Source organism: Campylobacter sp. CFSAN093229, assembly GCF_011068225.1.
In the GTDB taxonomy this organism is placed as follows: domain Bacteria; phylum Campylobacterota; class Campylobacteria; order Campylobacterales; family Campylobacteraceae; genus Campylobacter_D; species Campylobacter_D jejuni.
In genome coordinates, this window is record NZ_JAAMXB010000009.1 from 71643 (window position 1) to 85622 (window position 13980).

At 27.6% G+C, this 13980-nt stretch carries 17 protein-coding genes and 3 pseudogenes; 11 read left to right on the top strand and 9 right to left on the bottom strand.

Annotated features, from left to right (window positions below; all coding sequences use genetic code 11):
* Window positions 1-36: 36 nt before the first annotated feature.
* Window positions 37-1203, bottom strand: a complete 1167-nt coding sequence (locus FBE93_RS05905) for a hypothetical protein (protein WP_002933725.1) — start codon at window positions 1201-1203, stop codon at window positions 37-39.
* A gap of 155 nt (window positions 1204-1358) precedes the next feature.
* Here FBE93_RS05905 and rpmI point away from each other — a divergent pair, with 155 nt between their 5' ends.
* Window positions 1359-1550, top strand: a complete 192-nt coding sequence (gene rpmI, locus FBE93_RS05910) for a 50S ribosomal protein L35 (protein ID WP_002777995.1) — start codon at window positions 1359-1361, stop codon at window positions 1548-1550.
* A 93-nt stretch (window positions 1551-1643) separates the two neighbouring features.
* Complete coding sequence (gene rplT / locus FBE93_RS05915) at window positions 1644-1997, top strand: 50S ribosomal protein L20 (protein ID WP_002851731.1); 354 nt, start codon at window positions 1644-1646, stop codon at window positions 1995-1997.
* A 51-nt stretch (window positions 1998-2048) separates the two neighbouring features.
* Here the strand turns inward: rplT and FBE93_RS08490 are convergent, their stop codons facing one another.
* From FBE93_RS08490 to FBE93_RS08500, 3 genes and pseudogenes are all read right to left on the bottom strand, one after another.
* Window positions 2049-2960 (bottom strand): methyl-accepting chemotaxis protein, encoded by a 912-nt coding sequence (locus FBE93_RS08490; protein WP_242631498.1) that lies wholly within the window; start codon window positions 2958-2960, stop codon window positions 2049-2051.
* Window positions 2924-3175, bottom strand: coding sequence for a hypothetical protein (locus FBE93_RS08495; RefSeq protein WP_165434265.1), 252 nt, complete (start codon window positions 3173-3175; stop codon window positions 2924-2926). The genes FBE93_RS08490 and FBE93_RS08495 overlap by 37 nt, the downstream gene beginning before the upstream one ends.
* Window positions 3151-3883 (bottom strand): annotated as a pseudogene (locus tag FBE93_RS08500) (FIST N-terminal domain-containing protein). Before FBE93_RS08500 ends, FBE93_RS08495 begins: the two are co-directional and overlap by 25 nt.
* 333 nt (window positions 3884-4216) lie before the next feature.
* Between FBE93_RS08500 and cheP the strand changes: the two are divergent.
* Together cheP and cheQ are read left to right on the top strand one after the other, a co-directional pair.
* Window positions 4217-5074: a cheVAW transcriptional regulator CheP gene (cheP, locus tag FBE93_RS05935; protein WP_002933722.1), complete on the top strand. Its 858-nt coding sequence runs from the start codon at window positions 4217-4219 to the stop codon at window positions 5072-5074.
* 24 nt (window positions 5075-5098) lie between these two features.
* Window positions 5099-5578, top strand: coding sequence for a cheVAW transcriptional regulator CheQ (gene cheQ, locus FBE93_RS05940; protein ID WP_079264939.1), 480 nt, complete (start codon window positions 5099-5101; stop codon window positions 5576-5578).
* Here the strand turns inward: cheQ and FBE93_RS05945 are convergent.
* A pseudogene (locus FBE93_RS05945) lies at window positions 5547-6649 on the bottom strand (MFS transporter). The gene cheQ and the pseudogene FBE93_RS05945 sit on opposite strands and share 32 nt — an antisense overlap.
* Window positions 6650-6651: 2 nt before the next feature.
* The gene (locus FBE93_RS05950) at window positions 6652-6807 is read right to left on the bottom strand and encodes a highly acidic protein (RefSeq protein ID WP_002851965.1); all 156 of its coding nucleotides are present in this window, start codon (window positions 6805-6807) and stop codon (window positions 6652-6654) included.
* A 92-nt stretch (window positions 6808-6899) separates the two neighbouring features.
* On the opposite strand from FBE93_RS05950, the gene moaC reads away from it, so the two are divergent.
* Genes moaC through FBE93_RS05965 form a run of 3 tightly spaced genes read left to right on the top strand, consistent with a single transcriptional unit; the run spans window position 6900 to window position 8764 of the window.
* Window positions 6900-7373 carry a cyclic pyranopterin monophosphate synthase MoaC gene (moaC, locus tag FBE93_RS05955; protein ID WP_002933911.1) on the top strand — a complete coding sequence of 158 codons (474 nt, stop codon included), beginning with the start codon at window positions 6900-6902 and terminating at the stop codon, window positions 7371-7373.
* Entirely contained in the window at window positions 7351-7614 is a 264-nt protein-coding gene (locus tag FBE93_RS05960) for a DUF493 family protein (protein WP_002889304.1), read from the top strand. Before moaC ends, FBE93_RS05960 begins: the two co-directional genes overlap by 23 nt.
* Complete coding sequence (locus FBE93_RS05965) at window positions 7604-8764, top strand: hypothetical protein (RefSeq protein WP_072225805.1); 1161 nt, start codon at window positions 7604-7606, stop codon at window positions 8762-8764. Before FBE93_RS05960 ends, FBE93_RS05965 begins: the two co-directional genes overlap by 11 nt.
* Before the next feature lie 19 nt (window positions 8765-8783).
* On the opposite strand, the gene FBE93_RS05970 is transcribed toward FBE93_RS05965, so the two are convergent.
* Window positions 8784-9542: an exodeoxyribonuclease III gene (locus tag FBE93_RS05970; RefSeq protein ID WP_002933905.1), complete on the bottom strand. Its 759-nt coding sequence runs from the start codon at window positions 9540-9542 to the stop codon at window positions 8784-8786.
* Between the two features lie 121 nt (window positions 9543-9663).
* Here FBE93_RS05970 and eptC point away from each other — a divergent pair, with 121 nt between their 5' ends.
* The 4 genes from eptC to pyrC are packed head-to-tail and all read left to right on the top strand — an operon-like array spanning window position 9664 to window position 12791.
* The gene (eptC, locus tag FBE93_RS05975) at window positions 9664-11199 is read left to right on the top strand and encodes a lipid A/FlgG phosphoethanolamine transferase EptC (protein WP_059110879.1); all 1536 of its coding nucleotides are present in this window, start codon (window positions 9664-9666) and stop codon (window positions 11197-11199) included.
* Window positions 11196-11552 carry a diacylglycerol kinase gene (locus FBE93_RS05980; protein ID WP_002933902.1) on the top strand — a complete coding sequence of 119 codons (357 nt, stop codon included), beginning with the start codon at window positions 11196-11198 and terminating at the stop codon, window positions 11550-11552. The genes eptC and FBE93_RS05980 overlap by 4 nt, the downstream gene beginning before the upstream one ends.
* Entirely contained in the window at window positions 11549-11794 is a 246-nt protein-coding gene (locus tag FBE93_RS05985) for a replication/maintenance protein RepL (RefSeq protein ID WP_002861043.1), read from the top strand. Before FBE93_RS05980 ends, FBE93_RS05985 begins: the two co-directional genes overlap by 4 nt.
* A complete protein-coding gene (gene pyrC / locus FBE93_RS05990) occupies window positions 11784-12791 on the top strand; it encodes a dihydroorotase (RefSeq protein ID WP_002933900.1) in 1008 nt (335 codons plus the stop codon). Before FBE93_RS05985 ends, pyrC begins: the two co-directional genes overlap by 11 nt.
* A gap of 31 nt (window positions 12792-12822) precedes the next feature.
* On the opposite strand, the pseudogene FBE93_RS05995 reads toward pyrC, so the two are convergent.
* Both FBE93_RS05995 and FBE93_RS06000 read right to left on the bottom strand, forming a co-directional pair.
* Window positions 12823-13037, bottom strand: a pseudogene (locus FBE93_RS05995) (hypothetical protein).
* 55 nt (window positions 13038-13092) lie between these two features.
* Window positions 13093-13812: a class I SAM-dependent methyltransferase gene (locus FBE93_RS06000; protein WP_165434266.1), complete on the bottom strand. Its 720-nt coding sequence runs from the start codon at window positions 13810-13812 to the stop codon at window positions 13093-13095.
* Between the last annotated feature and the right edge of the window lie 168 nt (window positions 13813-13980).

Sequence of the window (13980 nt, forward strand, 5' to 3'; positions counted from 1 at the left end):
AGTATTTATAATTTATATATTTTTTAAAAAATTATTTTAAACCATCACAGACATATAAGAGTTTAAAATTTTATTTATATTTGCTTGTTTTTGACGACGATCTAAAAAATTTTCTATAGAGCTAGAACGTAGTTGATTTGCTTCTTCTAATCTTTGTGTGTCTTGACTTTGGTTTTGATATTGTTTTTTAAGAGTATCAAAATCATTGCGATTTTGATCGATATAAATTTGAAATATTGAACTTGAATTTGCAAATTCTCTTAAATCCATATCTTTTTGGTAATTAATATATTGTTGAAAAAATACAGATAGTTTGTCTTGAGTACTTGTTTTTTTATCTATGCCATTCACATAAAGGTAAAGATCAAAACTCATCTTTTTTTCATTTTCTTTTTTGATGTAATCTTCTATATCTGTTTCGCCCTTGAGAATTTTTTGCAAATTTTGATGAGAGCTTAGCTCTAAAGTGGCAGGTTTCATAAAAAAGTTAAATTCTTTTTCATTTTGGGTTTTTATATCATGGTATATAAAATTCATTAAAAGACCAGATTTTGATACTTCTGCGTTTTTAGTTAAATAAGGTTTTAAAATTTCATTAGAAGAAGTATTTTCTATGGCTTTATCAAAATGAAAATTAGTTATTTTATTATCTAATATTAAAGTATTTAAATTTGTGATATTGCTTAATGCCAAATCAATTTCTTCTTGATTGTTGTAAATTCTTGAAATTTGACCTAAAAATTCTCCATTATCTGTTGAAAAACCTGATGATAGTTTTGAAATAAAATCGCGACTTAAATAAGCATTATCATCTTGTAAAAATTCTGAATTTATAGATTTTAATGAACTATGATAGCTATTTAAAAGATAAGGTAGATCAATTTTATTGTAGTTTAAATTTTCATCTTGTTTTGCGAGTTCTTTTGCTATGCTTCTAACGCTTTTAATATTAATGTCATAAGATTCTGGTATGTTTGCAATTTTATTTAAATCTTTATCAAAAAAACCTTCTTCATTAATTCTAAATCCAAATTCACTAGCATAAGTGGTATTGTTAAAAATATAACTTAATTGTTCTAAGCTATTTTCATTTCCTTCTTGATTTAAGGCTTTGCTATCTTTAATCAAATTTAGAGCAGAGCTGTTTTGCAAAGGATTAGATAAGGTTAAATTTTGATATGGATTTGCCGAATTTATAGTCATTTTAAATCTTTCCAAAATATTGCTGATTTTTTATAAGCAAAAGGTGTGCCAAGTTTTTTAAAAATTAAATTCAGTCAAAAATTAGAAAAAATTTGATAGTATTTAGCTTTTATTTTAATTTGAAAAATAAAAATTTATCTAAATAAGGAAAGCGTATGCCAAAGATGAAAAGCGTTAAAAGCGCAGTGAAACGCTTCAAAGTAGGTAAAAATAAAATCAAAAGAGGCTCAGCTTTTAGAAGTCATATTTTGACTAAAAAACCTGCAAAAAGAATGCGTGATCTTCGCACAGCTAAATATGTGCATAGCACAAATGTAAAAGCTGTTGAAAAAATGCTAGGAATTTAAGTTTTTGACTAAAAGTCATTCAAACTCCCCTCTGAGATAAAATTTCAAGGGCAAGATCCAAATTTGGACGCCACTTTATGAAAGGAAATAAAAATGGCAAGAGTAAAAACAGGTGTTGTTAGACGCCGCAGACATAAAAAAGTTTTAAAATTAGCACGTGGTTTTTATAGTGGACGCCGCAAACATTTTAGAAAAGCAAAAGAACAATTAGAAAGAAGTCTAGTCTATGCTTATCGTGATAGACGCCGCAAAAAAAGAGACTTCCGCCGTCTTTGGATTGTGCGTATCAATGCTGCTTGTAGGCTTAATGATTTAAGTTATTCAAGATTTATCAATGGACTTAAAAAAGCAGGTATTGAACTTGATAGAAAAATTCTAGCAGATTTAGCTATGAATGATGCTGCTGCTTTTGCAAAAATTGCAGAGGCTGCAAAAAAAGCACTTTGATTTTTTAGTATAAGAATTTCAAGATTTTTGATTCTTGAAATTCTTAATTTTTTAGTGTTGATTTAATTTAGTTAGAACATCTTCATAACATTTGAGTTGATTCACATTTTTTTCAAAATCTTCGCTCACATTACTTCTTTGTTCTAATTTATCTGAAATTTCTTTACCTGAATTTATAAGATTTGAAATGATTTTGGAAAATTCATCGGATTTATCCCTTATAAAATTCATTTCCTGAGTGCTAGAATTGGAGCTTTTTGCAATGGATTGTATGGTCTGAATAACTAATTTGATAGCTCCTTCCATTTCACCTAGACCCATTTGGGTATTTTCTGAAAGTTTTCTAACTTCATCAGCTACAACTGCAAATCCACGACCAAGTTTTCCAGCTCTAGCAGCTTCTATACCTGCATTTAAAGATAAAAGGCTAGTTTGTTCAGCAATCCCTGAAATAAGATCCAAAATACTATTTAATTGATCTATATTTTTCAAAGAAGATTGTACTTCTTTTTCTAAATTCATTTTTTCTTCGCTTTGGTAAAAGTTGTATTCTAGGTAGTTAGTGAAATTGGTAAAACTTTCGCTAATAGTTGTAAGACTTCTTCTTATATTTTCAAGTTCTTCAAAAATTTCTTTAAATATACTTGTATTTTTATCAATTTCTGATGTATTTTGTTTGAGTTGATTTAAAATTATTTTATTAATCTCATTAGTCATTTCTAGTTTTTGAGCTCTTATATTAAGATAATAGTATTTAAAATCGCTGTATTTTTGTATGAAAGTTTTTAAATATCTAGGTTTGAAATCATTAAAATTTTCAACTTCATAAAAAAATATTGCCACTAAACTTTTTGCAATTCCCACTCCATAAATTTCTCCAAAACTAGAAAAACCAACTATAGGAAAATCATTAAAATGGATTTGATTTAATGTTCTTTGTTGTGAAGCCTTCTTAAGATACAATCGTTAAAAATTGCTCCTAGTGGTTTTGGTTTATTAAGAGAAAATTTTTCATAATCTTTTTTTATAGCTTCAATAAAATTTGTTTTTTTAAGCAAGCTTAATTCTTGAGCGCTTTCTATATCACAATAACTAAATAATGTTTTATCTAGGTTGATTTCCATAGGGGAAATAAGATAGTCTTCTCCAATTTTTAAAGCAAAAGTATATTCTTGCATTTTATTTTTAAGTTCTTCAAAAGTACAGTTAAAATAATTACATAAAGCTTCAACCGCGTTGATGGATTGAAAGGTTTTTTTATCAATAAATTCGCGTACTGTCCTATCATATAAGCTTGCATCAAGTATAGTAAAGGTAATGTTGCTTTGAGGATTGAAATTTTGAGACTTCATTAAATCAAAACGATACTTAGGTTTAAATTGAACATGTATGCTTAAAGCTTGATTTTTTAATATTTCTCCATTATAAAATATAAATGTTCCGCTAAAGTCCATATTTCCACTAGATCCACCTCCTACTAAAGCACAAGGATAGGGGTTGTGTTTGTATAAAAGTTCTAAAAGAGAACTTTCGCTTTGACTTAAACCGTCATAAATTAAATAATGCAAAGTATTTGTGCAGTGTGCTTCAAAAGGTATATTTATAGATAAAACTTCTTTTTCTATCAGTTTTTTTCTTTCTGTATAATCTTTTATATTGCTAAAAAGCTTGATTTTATTTGCGCAAAGATTTTCTACCATATCTTCACTAAAAAGCATCAAACTTATTCCTTGGATATTTTGTTTATAGGGACTATTTTCAATGTTTGAGTTAGAATCAAGGTTGCATAATAAATCAGTAGCACTGCTTAAGATGATATCACATTGTTCATTTATAGAATTTTGAATCTTATTTCCTATGATCGCTAGATTAAGTTGATACGACACAAAGCCTATGATTAATTTTGGCTTGATATTTATTTTTTTCAATTTTTCTTCAAGTTCATTTTCTTGAAGATATAGAGCTTCTAAAACTTTTTTACTTTCTTCTTTTTTGTTGAGCTTTTATTTTTAAAATTAAAAAACATCAATTTAACTCCATTAAAACTATTTTTTAATTACTAGTTAACTAAATCAAAATGTCATAAATTCAAGCATTTACATTTATTTGTAATTTTTATTATACCTTAAGCAATAAAAAAATGCAATAAGTAAATTAAATTTTAGATATAATTGTAAATCTATGAACAACATTGAATATTAAATAAGGATGTATTAAATATGATCGGAGATATGAACGAGCTTTTATTAAAAAGCGTCGAAGTTTTGCCACCTTTGCCTGATACTGTAAGTAAGTTAAGAAAATATGTAAGTGAGGCTAATTCAAATATAGAAACCATGAAAGTTGCTGAAATTATTTCAAGCGATCCGTTGATGACGGCTAAGCTTTTGCAATTAGCAAATTCTCCTTATTATGGTTTTACAAGAGAAATTACAACCATAAATCAAGTGATTACTTTATTAGGTGTTAGTAATATCATCAATATAGTTACCGCTGATTCCATTAGGGATAGTTTTAAAATAGATGTTTCGCCATATGGTTTGGATACTCAAGTTTTTTTAAGAAATTGCAACGAAGAGGCAACTTTTATCACAAATTGGCTTAATGATGAAGATAAAAAACTTTCTCATCTTTTAGTTCCTTGTGCAATGCTTTTAAGATTTGGTATTGTTATTTTTTCAAATTTTCTTATACAAAATCATAAGGATAAGGATTTTTTAGCTTTTTTAAATAAAAATGAAAATCTTGCTTTAGCAGAGAATGAATTTTTAGGTGTAGATCATATTTCTTTCTTAGGATTTTTGTTGCATCGTTGGAATTTTGATGATGTTTTGATTGAAAGTATATGTTTTGTTCGCACTCCTCATGCTGCTCGTGAAGAAGTGAAAAAATCCGCTTATGCTCTAGCAATAACAGATCATCTTTTTACTCCACATGATGGCTCTTCTCCATTTAATGCAAAAGCTGCAGTTGCTTTACTTGAAGAGGCAAAAACTCAGGGAATTAATTTTGATTTAAATAATCTTTTATCCAAGCTTCCTAGCAAAGCTAAGGAAAATTTAGATAAAGAAGATTAAAGAGCCTTTAGATTCTAAATTATAGTGATGAAAAGTTTAATCTTACCTCCTAATGAATTTTTAGATCATTATATTTTAAACGCTGAATTTCATCGTTTTGCTGGAATTTCAAAAAATGCTTATAAATTTTGGAAAAATGTAGAAATAGGTAGATATCAAGGAACAAGAATTGTATTTTTGCATAGAAATTGCATTTTAGAAAAACATCAGCAAGCTTTAAGGCAGTGTAATGGTTTAAATGGTTTTGTATTGGCAAGTGCTTTTTGCTCTTTTACTGGATTAGCTCCCTCTCATTTAGTGGAAAAAAATAATTCTTCTATTTATAAACTTTTAGAGCTTAAGGAGATTTGCGGGATTAAATTTGTTAACCTAAAAAAATTTTATGATTTTTTAGGGCTAAATTATCATCAGCATATTTATATAGAAAAATGCCATTTTTTTAGCCCAGCTCCTTTTGAAAAGCGTATCAAAATCACTGAGAGTATGTGCGTTGGGTATTATTAAGATAAGAAAAAATAAATGCACATAGCAAAGCTATAATAGCCAAAAAGAAAACATAAATTCCCAAAGAAAAACGCCAAAAATTACTTAAATTATCTAAGGCAAAACTATGCAAGAAAAAAGCAAGTTGCGGAGTTAAACCTCCAGCTATAGCATAAGCAATATTATATGAAAAAGAAAGTCCTGAAAATTTAATTTTTGCATCAAATACTTCACTCATTATTAAAGGACAAAAATTCATCACTCCGCTAAAAAAACATACAAGTAAATATAAGCAAGCTACTAGGTTAAAATCAGCATTTTGTCTATATAGAGTATTAAAATAAAGCAAGCTTACAATTCCAAAAAAAACACTAAAAAATACACAAGATTTGATAATGCCTATTTTATCCGCTAAAATTCCACTTATAATACACCCTAGGCAAATAAGTAAATTCCACCTATTTGAAGATAGGTTTGTATAGAAGTGTTAATTTGAAGTATTTTTGCCGTATAGCTAGGCATAAGCAAAATCATTACAACAATGCAACCTGTCAAAACCCAAGCAATCATCATAGAAAGAACAATTCCCATTTTAGCTTTTTTAAACACTTCTTTTAAAGGAAATTTTTCTAAAGCCTTGTCTTTTTTCATTTGTTCAAAAACAGGAGTTTCTCTTAAAAATTTTCTCAAATAAGCAGAAATAATCCAAAAATTCCACCTAAAAAGAATGGAATTCTCCAAGCCCATTCATGAAGTTCTTCTTGGGTATAAATTTTATTCATAATTAAAAAAACTAAACTACCTAATAAAATTCCACCTACAACCGAAGCGGTTAAAATTTCCAAATAAGTTCTTTTTTGACCTTGTGGTGCGTGTTCGTATACAAAAACCCAAGCTCCAGGAAGTTCCCCGCCTATAGCAATGCCTTGACAAATGCGTATAAAAACTAAAAGCACAATACAAAGAAAACCTATGCTTTCATAATTTGGAATAAAAGCTAGAGTAAAAGTTGGAATAACCATTACAAAATACTAATCATAATGATGAAAGTCCTAAAACTTTTATATCTTTTTGATTAAGGGTTTTGCTCATTCTTAATCCATCTCATAAAAATCATCATCATTGTTATCATCATCGTATTCATAATCATCATCATCGTAATTATAATTTTTATGGTGATTTTGTGGATATTCTTCATCTTCGTTTTCATAATCATCGTAATTTAAATCTTCTTCATCTTCATAAGCCATTGTTTTCTCCTTAAATAAAAATACAAAGCTTATTTTATCTTAAATTTGTTTGGTTTTGCTATAATTTTTATAATTTTTTAAAAGGTGAATTTATGAAATTAAGTCATTTAGATGAAAAAAATCATCCTAAAATGGTAGATGTAAGCGATAAAAATATTACTTCAAGAATAGCCACAGCTAGCGGTATGATATATGTGAGTCAAGAAGCTTTTGATATAATTAAAAATAATACCGCAAAAAAAGGTCCTGTTCTTCAAACAGCTATTGTTGCGGCTATAATGGGGGCTAAAAAAACAAGTGAAATTATTCCTATGTGCCATCCTTTAATGCTTTCTAAAGTTGAAACTGATATTGTGGAATTTTTTAAAGAATGTGCATTTAAGCTTATTGTAACAGTTAAGTGTGAAGGTAAAACAGGGGTTGAAATGGAAGCTTTAAGTGGGGTTAGTATAGGACTTTTAACTATATATGATATGATCAAGGCTATAGATAAATCAATGAGGATTACGGATATAGTGCTTGAAAGCAAAGAAGGAGGTAAAAGTGGTAAATTTGTGCGATCTTAAAAAAGAACCTCAGATCAATTATCCTACTTTTTGGGATTATAAGGTGATTTTTGAGGTGCATATTAAGGCAAGTGAAATTTTTCAAGAAATTTTAGGTCAAAGAGAATATAAATTTGAACATTCGAATTCAAGTGCGAGTGGAAAATATCAAAGTTATTTATTAAATGTTTATGTTGATAGCAAAAAAGATCGTTTGGATATATTTGATAAATTAAAAGCTAAAGCAAAATTTGTACTTTAAGAAAGAAGGAAAAATGAAAAATACTTTAATTATTTTTGAAAATTCTTTATCAAATCTCGGTAAAGATGAAGCAAGTGATTTACTCGAAGACTTGAGTTTTAATCTTGCGTATAAGCAAATTTCACATAATCCTCATGAAACAAAAAAAGTTTTAAATTCTCTTTTGGTTGAATTTTTAACTATTTTGAAAAAACTTGATTTTTTTGATGATGAAAATGTTACAAAGGTTATCAAAGCTTTGGTTAAGGCGAGTATTGTAGATGCTCAAAATTCACTTTATGAGTATATTAGCGAAGCTGAATTATTAAACAAACAGATTGAAAATCAAAAGAATTTGATTAAAAATCAAATCAGCGATAATTTTTTTGAATTCGAGAATATTTTACAAGAATGTTCTTTTTGCGATGAATTTAGTGGCGGTTTAAATGATGCTATTTTATTTGATATAGAAATGCTTGGAATTTTAAAAGAAACCGCTGAAAGTGCTTTTTTAACTACATTAGAAAAGGCTGAAGATATAGAACTTACAAGTAGTGAAATAGCTAAAAATCTCGTATATAATGCCATTTGTGAAGCTCATTTTGAAAAAGAAAGAATTTTAAAAATTTCAAGTATTATTTTAAATACCGCTTTTGAAATAGCTAATGAATCTATGGCTTATGCAAAAGATCTTTGTTTAGGTGTTATTAAAGGCACAAGAGATGGTATTGTTTTAGCAATGGAAAAATTTAAAGCTTCATTAACTTATGCAAATTTTGAAGAAGATGTTGGTTTAAAAAGTAAAGAACTAATAGGTATAGAAGATGATTTTATTGCTCTTTTAAAAAAAGAGATTCAATTACAAAATGATCCTTGTAAGAGTATAGTTGAGAATTTGCTAGAACATGAACTTGATAATCTTTTTGCTAAATTTAGACGTCTTGCAGGTGAAAGCAGAGAGCAACTAATATTAGTTTTAAATGATATTAAGAAAAATCCAAAGATTAATGATTTTAACAAACTTACTCAAAGAAAATTAAATCGTTTTAAACAAGAAATTTTTGAATTAGAAAAAATTGCTAGTGAAAAATACAAAGATTTAAATTCTAAAAAAGCTAAAAAGCTCGGTGTAAGACTTTGGGAAAAAGCAAAAAAATTTGTTAAAAAATAATATCCCATTTTTTGGGATATTAAATATCTATTTCTATACCTACAGGTGCGTGATCAGAGCCAAAAATATCATCTCTTATGAAAGCGTTTTTAAGTTTATCTTTTAACCCCTTTGAAATGAAAAAATAATCAATCCTCCAGCCTACATTTCTTTCTCTTGCTTTCATTCTATAGCTCCACCACGAGTATTTTTCTTTGATTTCACCATTAATTTCTCTAAAAGTATCTATAAAACCAAGTTTTAGCAAATCATCAATCCAAGCTCTTTCTATAGGTAAAAAACCTGAAGTGTTGGTATTGACTTTTGGGTGGGTAAGATCGATTTCTTTGTGAGCGGTATTGACATCACCACAAATGATAATTTCAAACCCATCTTTTAAAAGCTTATCCAAATATACTAAAAAATCTGCATAAAATTTCATTTTAAAATTTAAACGTTCTTCATCTTTTTGACCATTTGGAAAATAGATATTAAAAAGTGCAATATTTTTAAAGCGGTGTTCTAAAACCCTGCCTTCTTCATCATCAAAAAATTCACATTTTTTTACTTCGCTATCAAAATTACAAAGACTCATTACTCCAGAATATCCTGCTCTTTTAGCAGAATTAAAATACATGTGTTTAAAAGGATATTCATAAATTTTTTTAGGAAATTTATCTTCATGTGCTTTGATTTCTTGAAAACCTATAAAATCAATTTTTTCTCGTGCTATCCAATCAAGTGCATTTTTATCACAAATAGCTCTTAAGCCATTTACATTCCATGAAAGTAGTTTCATTGTTTTCCTTAAAATTTTCATTAAAAGTGTAAATCATAACATAAAAAGATTTAAAACTACAATCTATTTAAACAAATTTAATAGAATTAAAACCTTAAAAAATTTAAAAGGTGGGATTGATATGTTTAAATTAAATTGGTTTTGGTTTACTTTTTTAAATTCTTTAATGATTGCAATATTAAATTTTAATTTATTTGAGTTTGTGTATGAAAAAAATAATCAAAATTGGTTTATAACTTTTGTTTTCATTATAGCTTATTTGGCATTGGTTCATGCGATTTTTTCTTTATTTTTTGTGAAATTTTTTACCAAATTTTTTTCTATACTGTTTATAATATCATCTTTTTTAAGTGTTTATTTCATTAGTTTTTATGGAGTGCTTATAGATTCTGATATGATACAAAATGTTGTTCAAACGGATATCAAAGAAGTAAAAGATTTGTTAAATTTAAAATTGATTTTATTTGTTGTTTTGGCTTTATTATTGGTTTTTTATGTTGTTAAAGTAAAAATTGATTATAGTAGTTTTAAATCTCATATGAAAATTAAAATTATCAATATAATATCGGCTTTGATTGTGGTTAGTGCGGTTTTAATTCCTTTAAGCAAAACTTTCTTGCCTTTTTTTAGAAATTATAATGAAATAAGGATGTACAATACACCTTTTTATCAATTTTATGCCGTATATCGTTATTATATTCGTTTTGTAAAAGTTAAGCCAGAATTTAAAACCATAGCTAATGATGCTTATAGAGAAAACAATCACACTAAAAAAATTTTGGTTTTGGTAGTAGGTGAAACCGCTAGAGCGGCAAATTACTCTTTGGGTGGATATGCTAAAAATGATACCAATTTCTACACTAAAAAAGATAATGTAGTCTTTTTTGATAATTTTTCATCATGCGGAACAGCAACAGCGGTAAGTTTACCTTGTATGTTTTCTATATCCAAGCGTAGAGATTATTCGAGTTCAGAATTTCAAGAAAATGCTATGGATATACTTTATAAAACAGGTGTAGATGCTACATGGTTTGATAATAATTCTGGTGGTTGTAAAGGGGTTTGTGATAGATTGGCTTATAAACAAAAGCTTTCTAGTGATTTGGATGAAAATTTACTCACTCCTTTTAAAGAAAAATTAAATCATTTGAGTGATCAAAATATAATAGTTCTTCATTTGCAAGGTTCTCACGGGCCAACTTATTATAAACGCTATCCAAATGAGTTTAAAAAATTTACTCCAACTTGTGATACCAATGAACTTTCAAAATGTGATAGTAAGGCTTTAATCAATACTTATGACAATACTTTACTTTACACAGACTATCTTTTAAGTGAGATTATAAAACTATTAAAAGAACAAAAAGATTATGAAAGTTCTTTGTTTTATCTTTCAGATCATGGTGAAAGTTTGGGCGAAAATGATATTTATCTTCATGGTATGCCTTATGCTATAGCGCCAAGTTATCAAACTCATATTCCTGCTATTTTTTGGAGTAATGATGAAAATTTAATGAATTTAGCTAAAGAGCATAAAGGTTTAAAACTTTCTCAAGATAATCTTTTTAGCACTCTTTTAGGATATTTTGATGTAAAAACAAGTGTTTATGAACCAGAATATGATTTATTAAATCCTAAACTTAAGGCAAATCCATGAAGCCTAAATATCATTTTTTAAATAACGCAAGATATGCTTTAGAAGGGATTTTTGCTTTATTTAAAAATGAAATGGCGTTTAGAATTGAACTTTGCATTATTATCCCTGCGATAGTTTTTAGTTTTTTCTTAAAAGTTAGTTTTTTGGAGCATTTGTTATTGGTAAGTGTCTTAATGCTTATCTTAATTATAGAAGCTTTAAATTCGGCTATTGAAGCTTGTGTTGATTTAGTTACTAATGAATGGCATGAAAAGGCAAAAATCGCTAAAGATTGTGCGAGTGCGGCAGTGTTTTTTAGTGTGCTTTTAGCTCTTTTTGTTTGGGGCTTTATTTTATATAGTATTTGCTTATGAAATTTGAAAATTTAATACGAGAAATTTTAGGAAAAAAGCGTTTTGAATTGTTAAAATTTTTATGTGAAAATGCTGATGAAAATGGTTTTATTATGATTAAAATCAGTGAGCTTGAAGAAAAATTACATCAAAGCAAACCCACTATCATTGCTACTTTTAAATTTTTAGAAGAAAAAAAGCTTTTTAAGCGCCTTAAGAATGGATTTTATCAGCTAAATATAGGAGATAAAAATGATACTTAAAAATCCTTTAGATATGCATTTGCATTTAAGAGATAATCAAATGTTAGAACTTATCGCACCTTTTAGTGCAAGAGATTTTTGTGCAGCTGTGATTATGCCAAATTTAATCCCTCCGCTTTGCAATTTAGAAGATTTAAAAGCTTATAAAATGCGTATCCTTAAGGCTTGTAAAGATGAAAATTTCACTCCTTTAATGACACTTTTTTTTAAAAATTATGATGAGAAATTTCTTTACAGTGCTAAAGATGAAATTTTTGGCATTAAACTTTATCCAGCAGGAATTACAACAAATTCAAATGGTGGAGTTTCAAGTTTTGATATAGAGTATTTAAAACCTACTTTAGAGGCTATGAGTGATTTAAATATTCCTTTGTTAGTGCATGGAGAAACCAATGATTTTGTAATGGACAGGGAAAGTAATTTTGCTAAAATTTATGAAAAATTAGCCAAACATTTTCCACGACTTAAGATTGTTATGGAGCATATTACCACTAAAACTTTATGTGAACTTTTAAAAGATTATGAAAATTTATACGCGACAATCACTTTACATCATTTAATCATCACTTTAGATGATATTATCGGAGGTAAAATGAATCCTCATCTTTTTTGTAAGCCTATAGCCAAGCGTTACGAAGATAAAGAAGCCCTTTGCGAACTTGCTTTTAGTGGTTATGAAAAAGTTATGTTTGGAAGTGATAGTGCGCCTCACCCAAGAGATACTAAAGAGTGTTGTGGTTGTGCCGCAGGTGTATTTAGCGCCCCAGTGATTTTACCTGTTTTAGCTGAATTATTTAAGCAAAATAGCTCAGAAGAAAATTTGCAAAAATTTTTAAGCGATAACGCTTGTAAAATTTATGATTTGAAATTTAAAGAAGATAAAATTTTAACTTTAGAAGAAAAAGAATGGCAAGTGCCAAATGTTTATGAAGATAAATACAATCAAGTCGTGCCTTATATGGCCGGAGAAATTTTAAAATTTCAATTAAAACATTGATTTTCCACCTTTAAGGTGGAAAATTTAAGCTTTATTTACAAGAGTATCTCTGATATCTATAACAAGATAGATCACAAAGAAGCTTAAAAATAAAGCAATAAAACTGACTATCAGCGACAATAAACCAGCTAGAAATCCAATACTAAACATCATAAAAAGAGAATAAAGCAAAGCTGCAACAAAACTTATTGCTGCAATTGCATCAAGAATCAAGCGTCCAAATTTAATGATTAAATTTTTAATCATTAAAAACTCCTTTGAAATAATGAGTGAAATTGTAATAAATATAAGCTTAATGTTTTTATAAGTTATTTATAATTAAAAGTTTTATTTTAGATTCTATAGTTTCAATAATATCATTTTCAACAAAAGAACTTACAGTTTCTTTAGAAGCTGTGATTTTGTTCATACTTAAATGCCATAAAGCATTTTCTATAGCCTCTTCTTTCGTTCTTTGAACTTTGCGTGTTTCATCAAAAACAATCTTATGAAAAAATATATTTTTTTCTAGCAAATAACTTTCTAAATCTTTTTTATAATAACCTTTGAATTCGGTATTAAAATATTTAAAAATCGGATCTAAAAAATCACTTTTTCTATAATCAGCCCAACCAAGATAAATTTTTATTTTAGCTAGATTTAAGAAATTTGCATAATCTTTTTTATTTTGCAAAGCAGGAGACATGCTTAAAAATGCAAGATCAAATTTAGCATTAGGATTGTTTTGCATCCAAGTTTCAAAGCTCAAATTTTCGCATTTTATATTGTTAAGATTTAGTTTTTTAGCATCTTCTTGTAAAATTTCAAGCATAGTATTTGCACTATCTAGAGCTAAAATTTCTTTAGCCTCTTTAGCTAAGTGTAAAGTCCAAACTCCAGTTCCACATCCTATATCTATAATGCTTTTATTTTGAAAAGAAATCTTTAAATTTTGGAAATATTCAAAAGTTTGCTTTTGTATCGTATTTAAAGTGTTTTGATATCTTGTGTAAGTTTTGGCTTTTTTATCCCATAAATTCATATATTTTCCTTGATAAAATATATAAAATCATAGCATAAATTTTTAAAATTCAAGCCTTTTTTTGGGCTTGAATGACTAATTAAAACCTCTTCTTCTTAACATCTTCTAAGATATTATTAGCTATATCACTTACTGTACTAGAAATAATAGCTGATTCATTAGCAATTT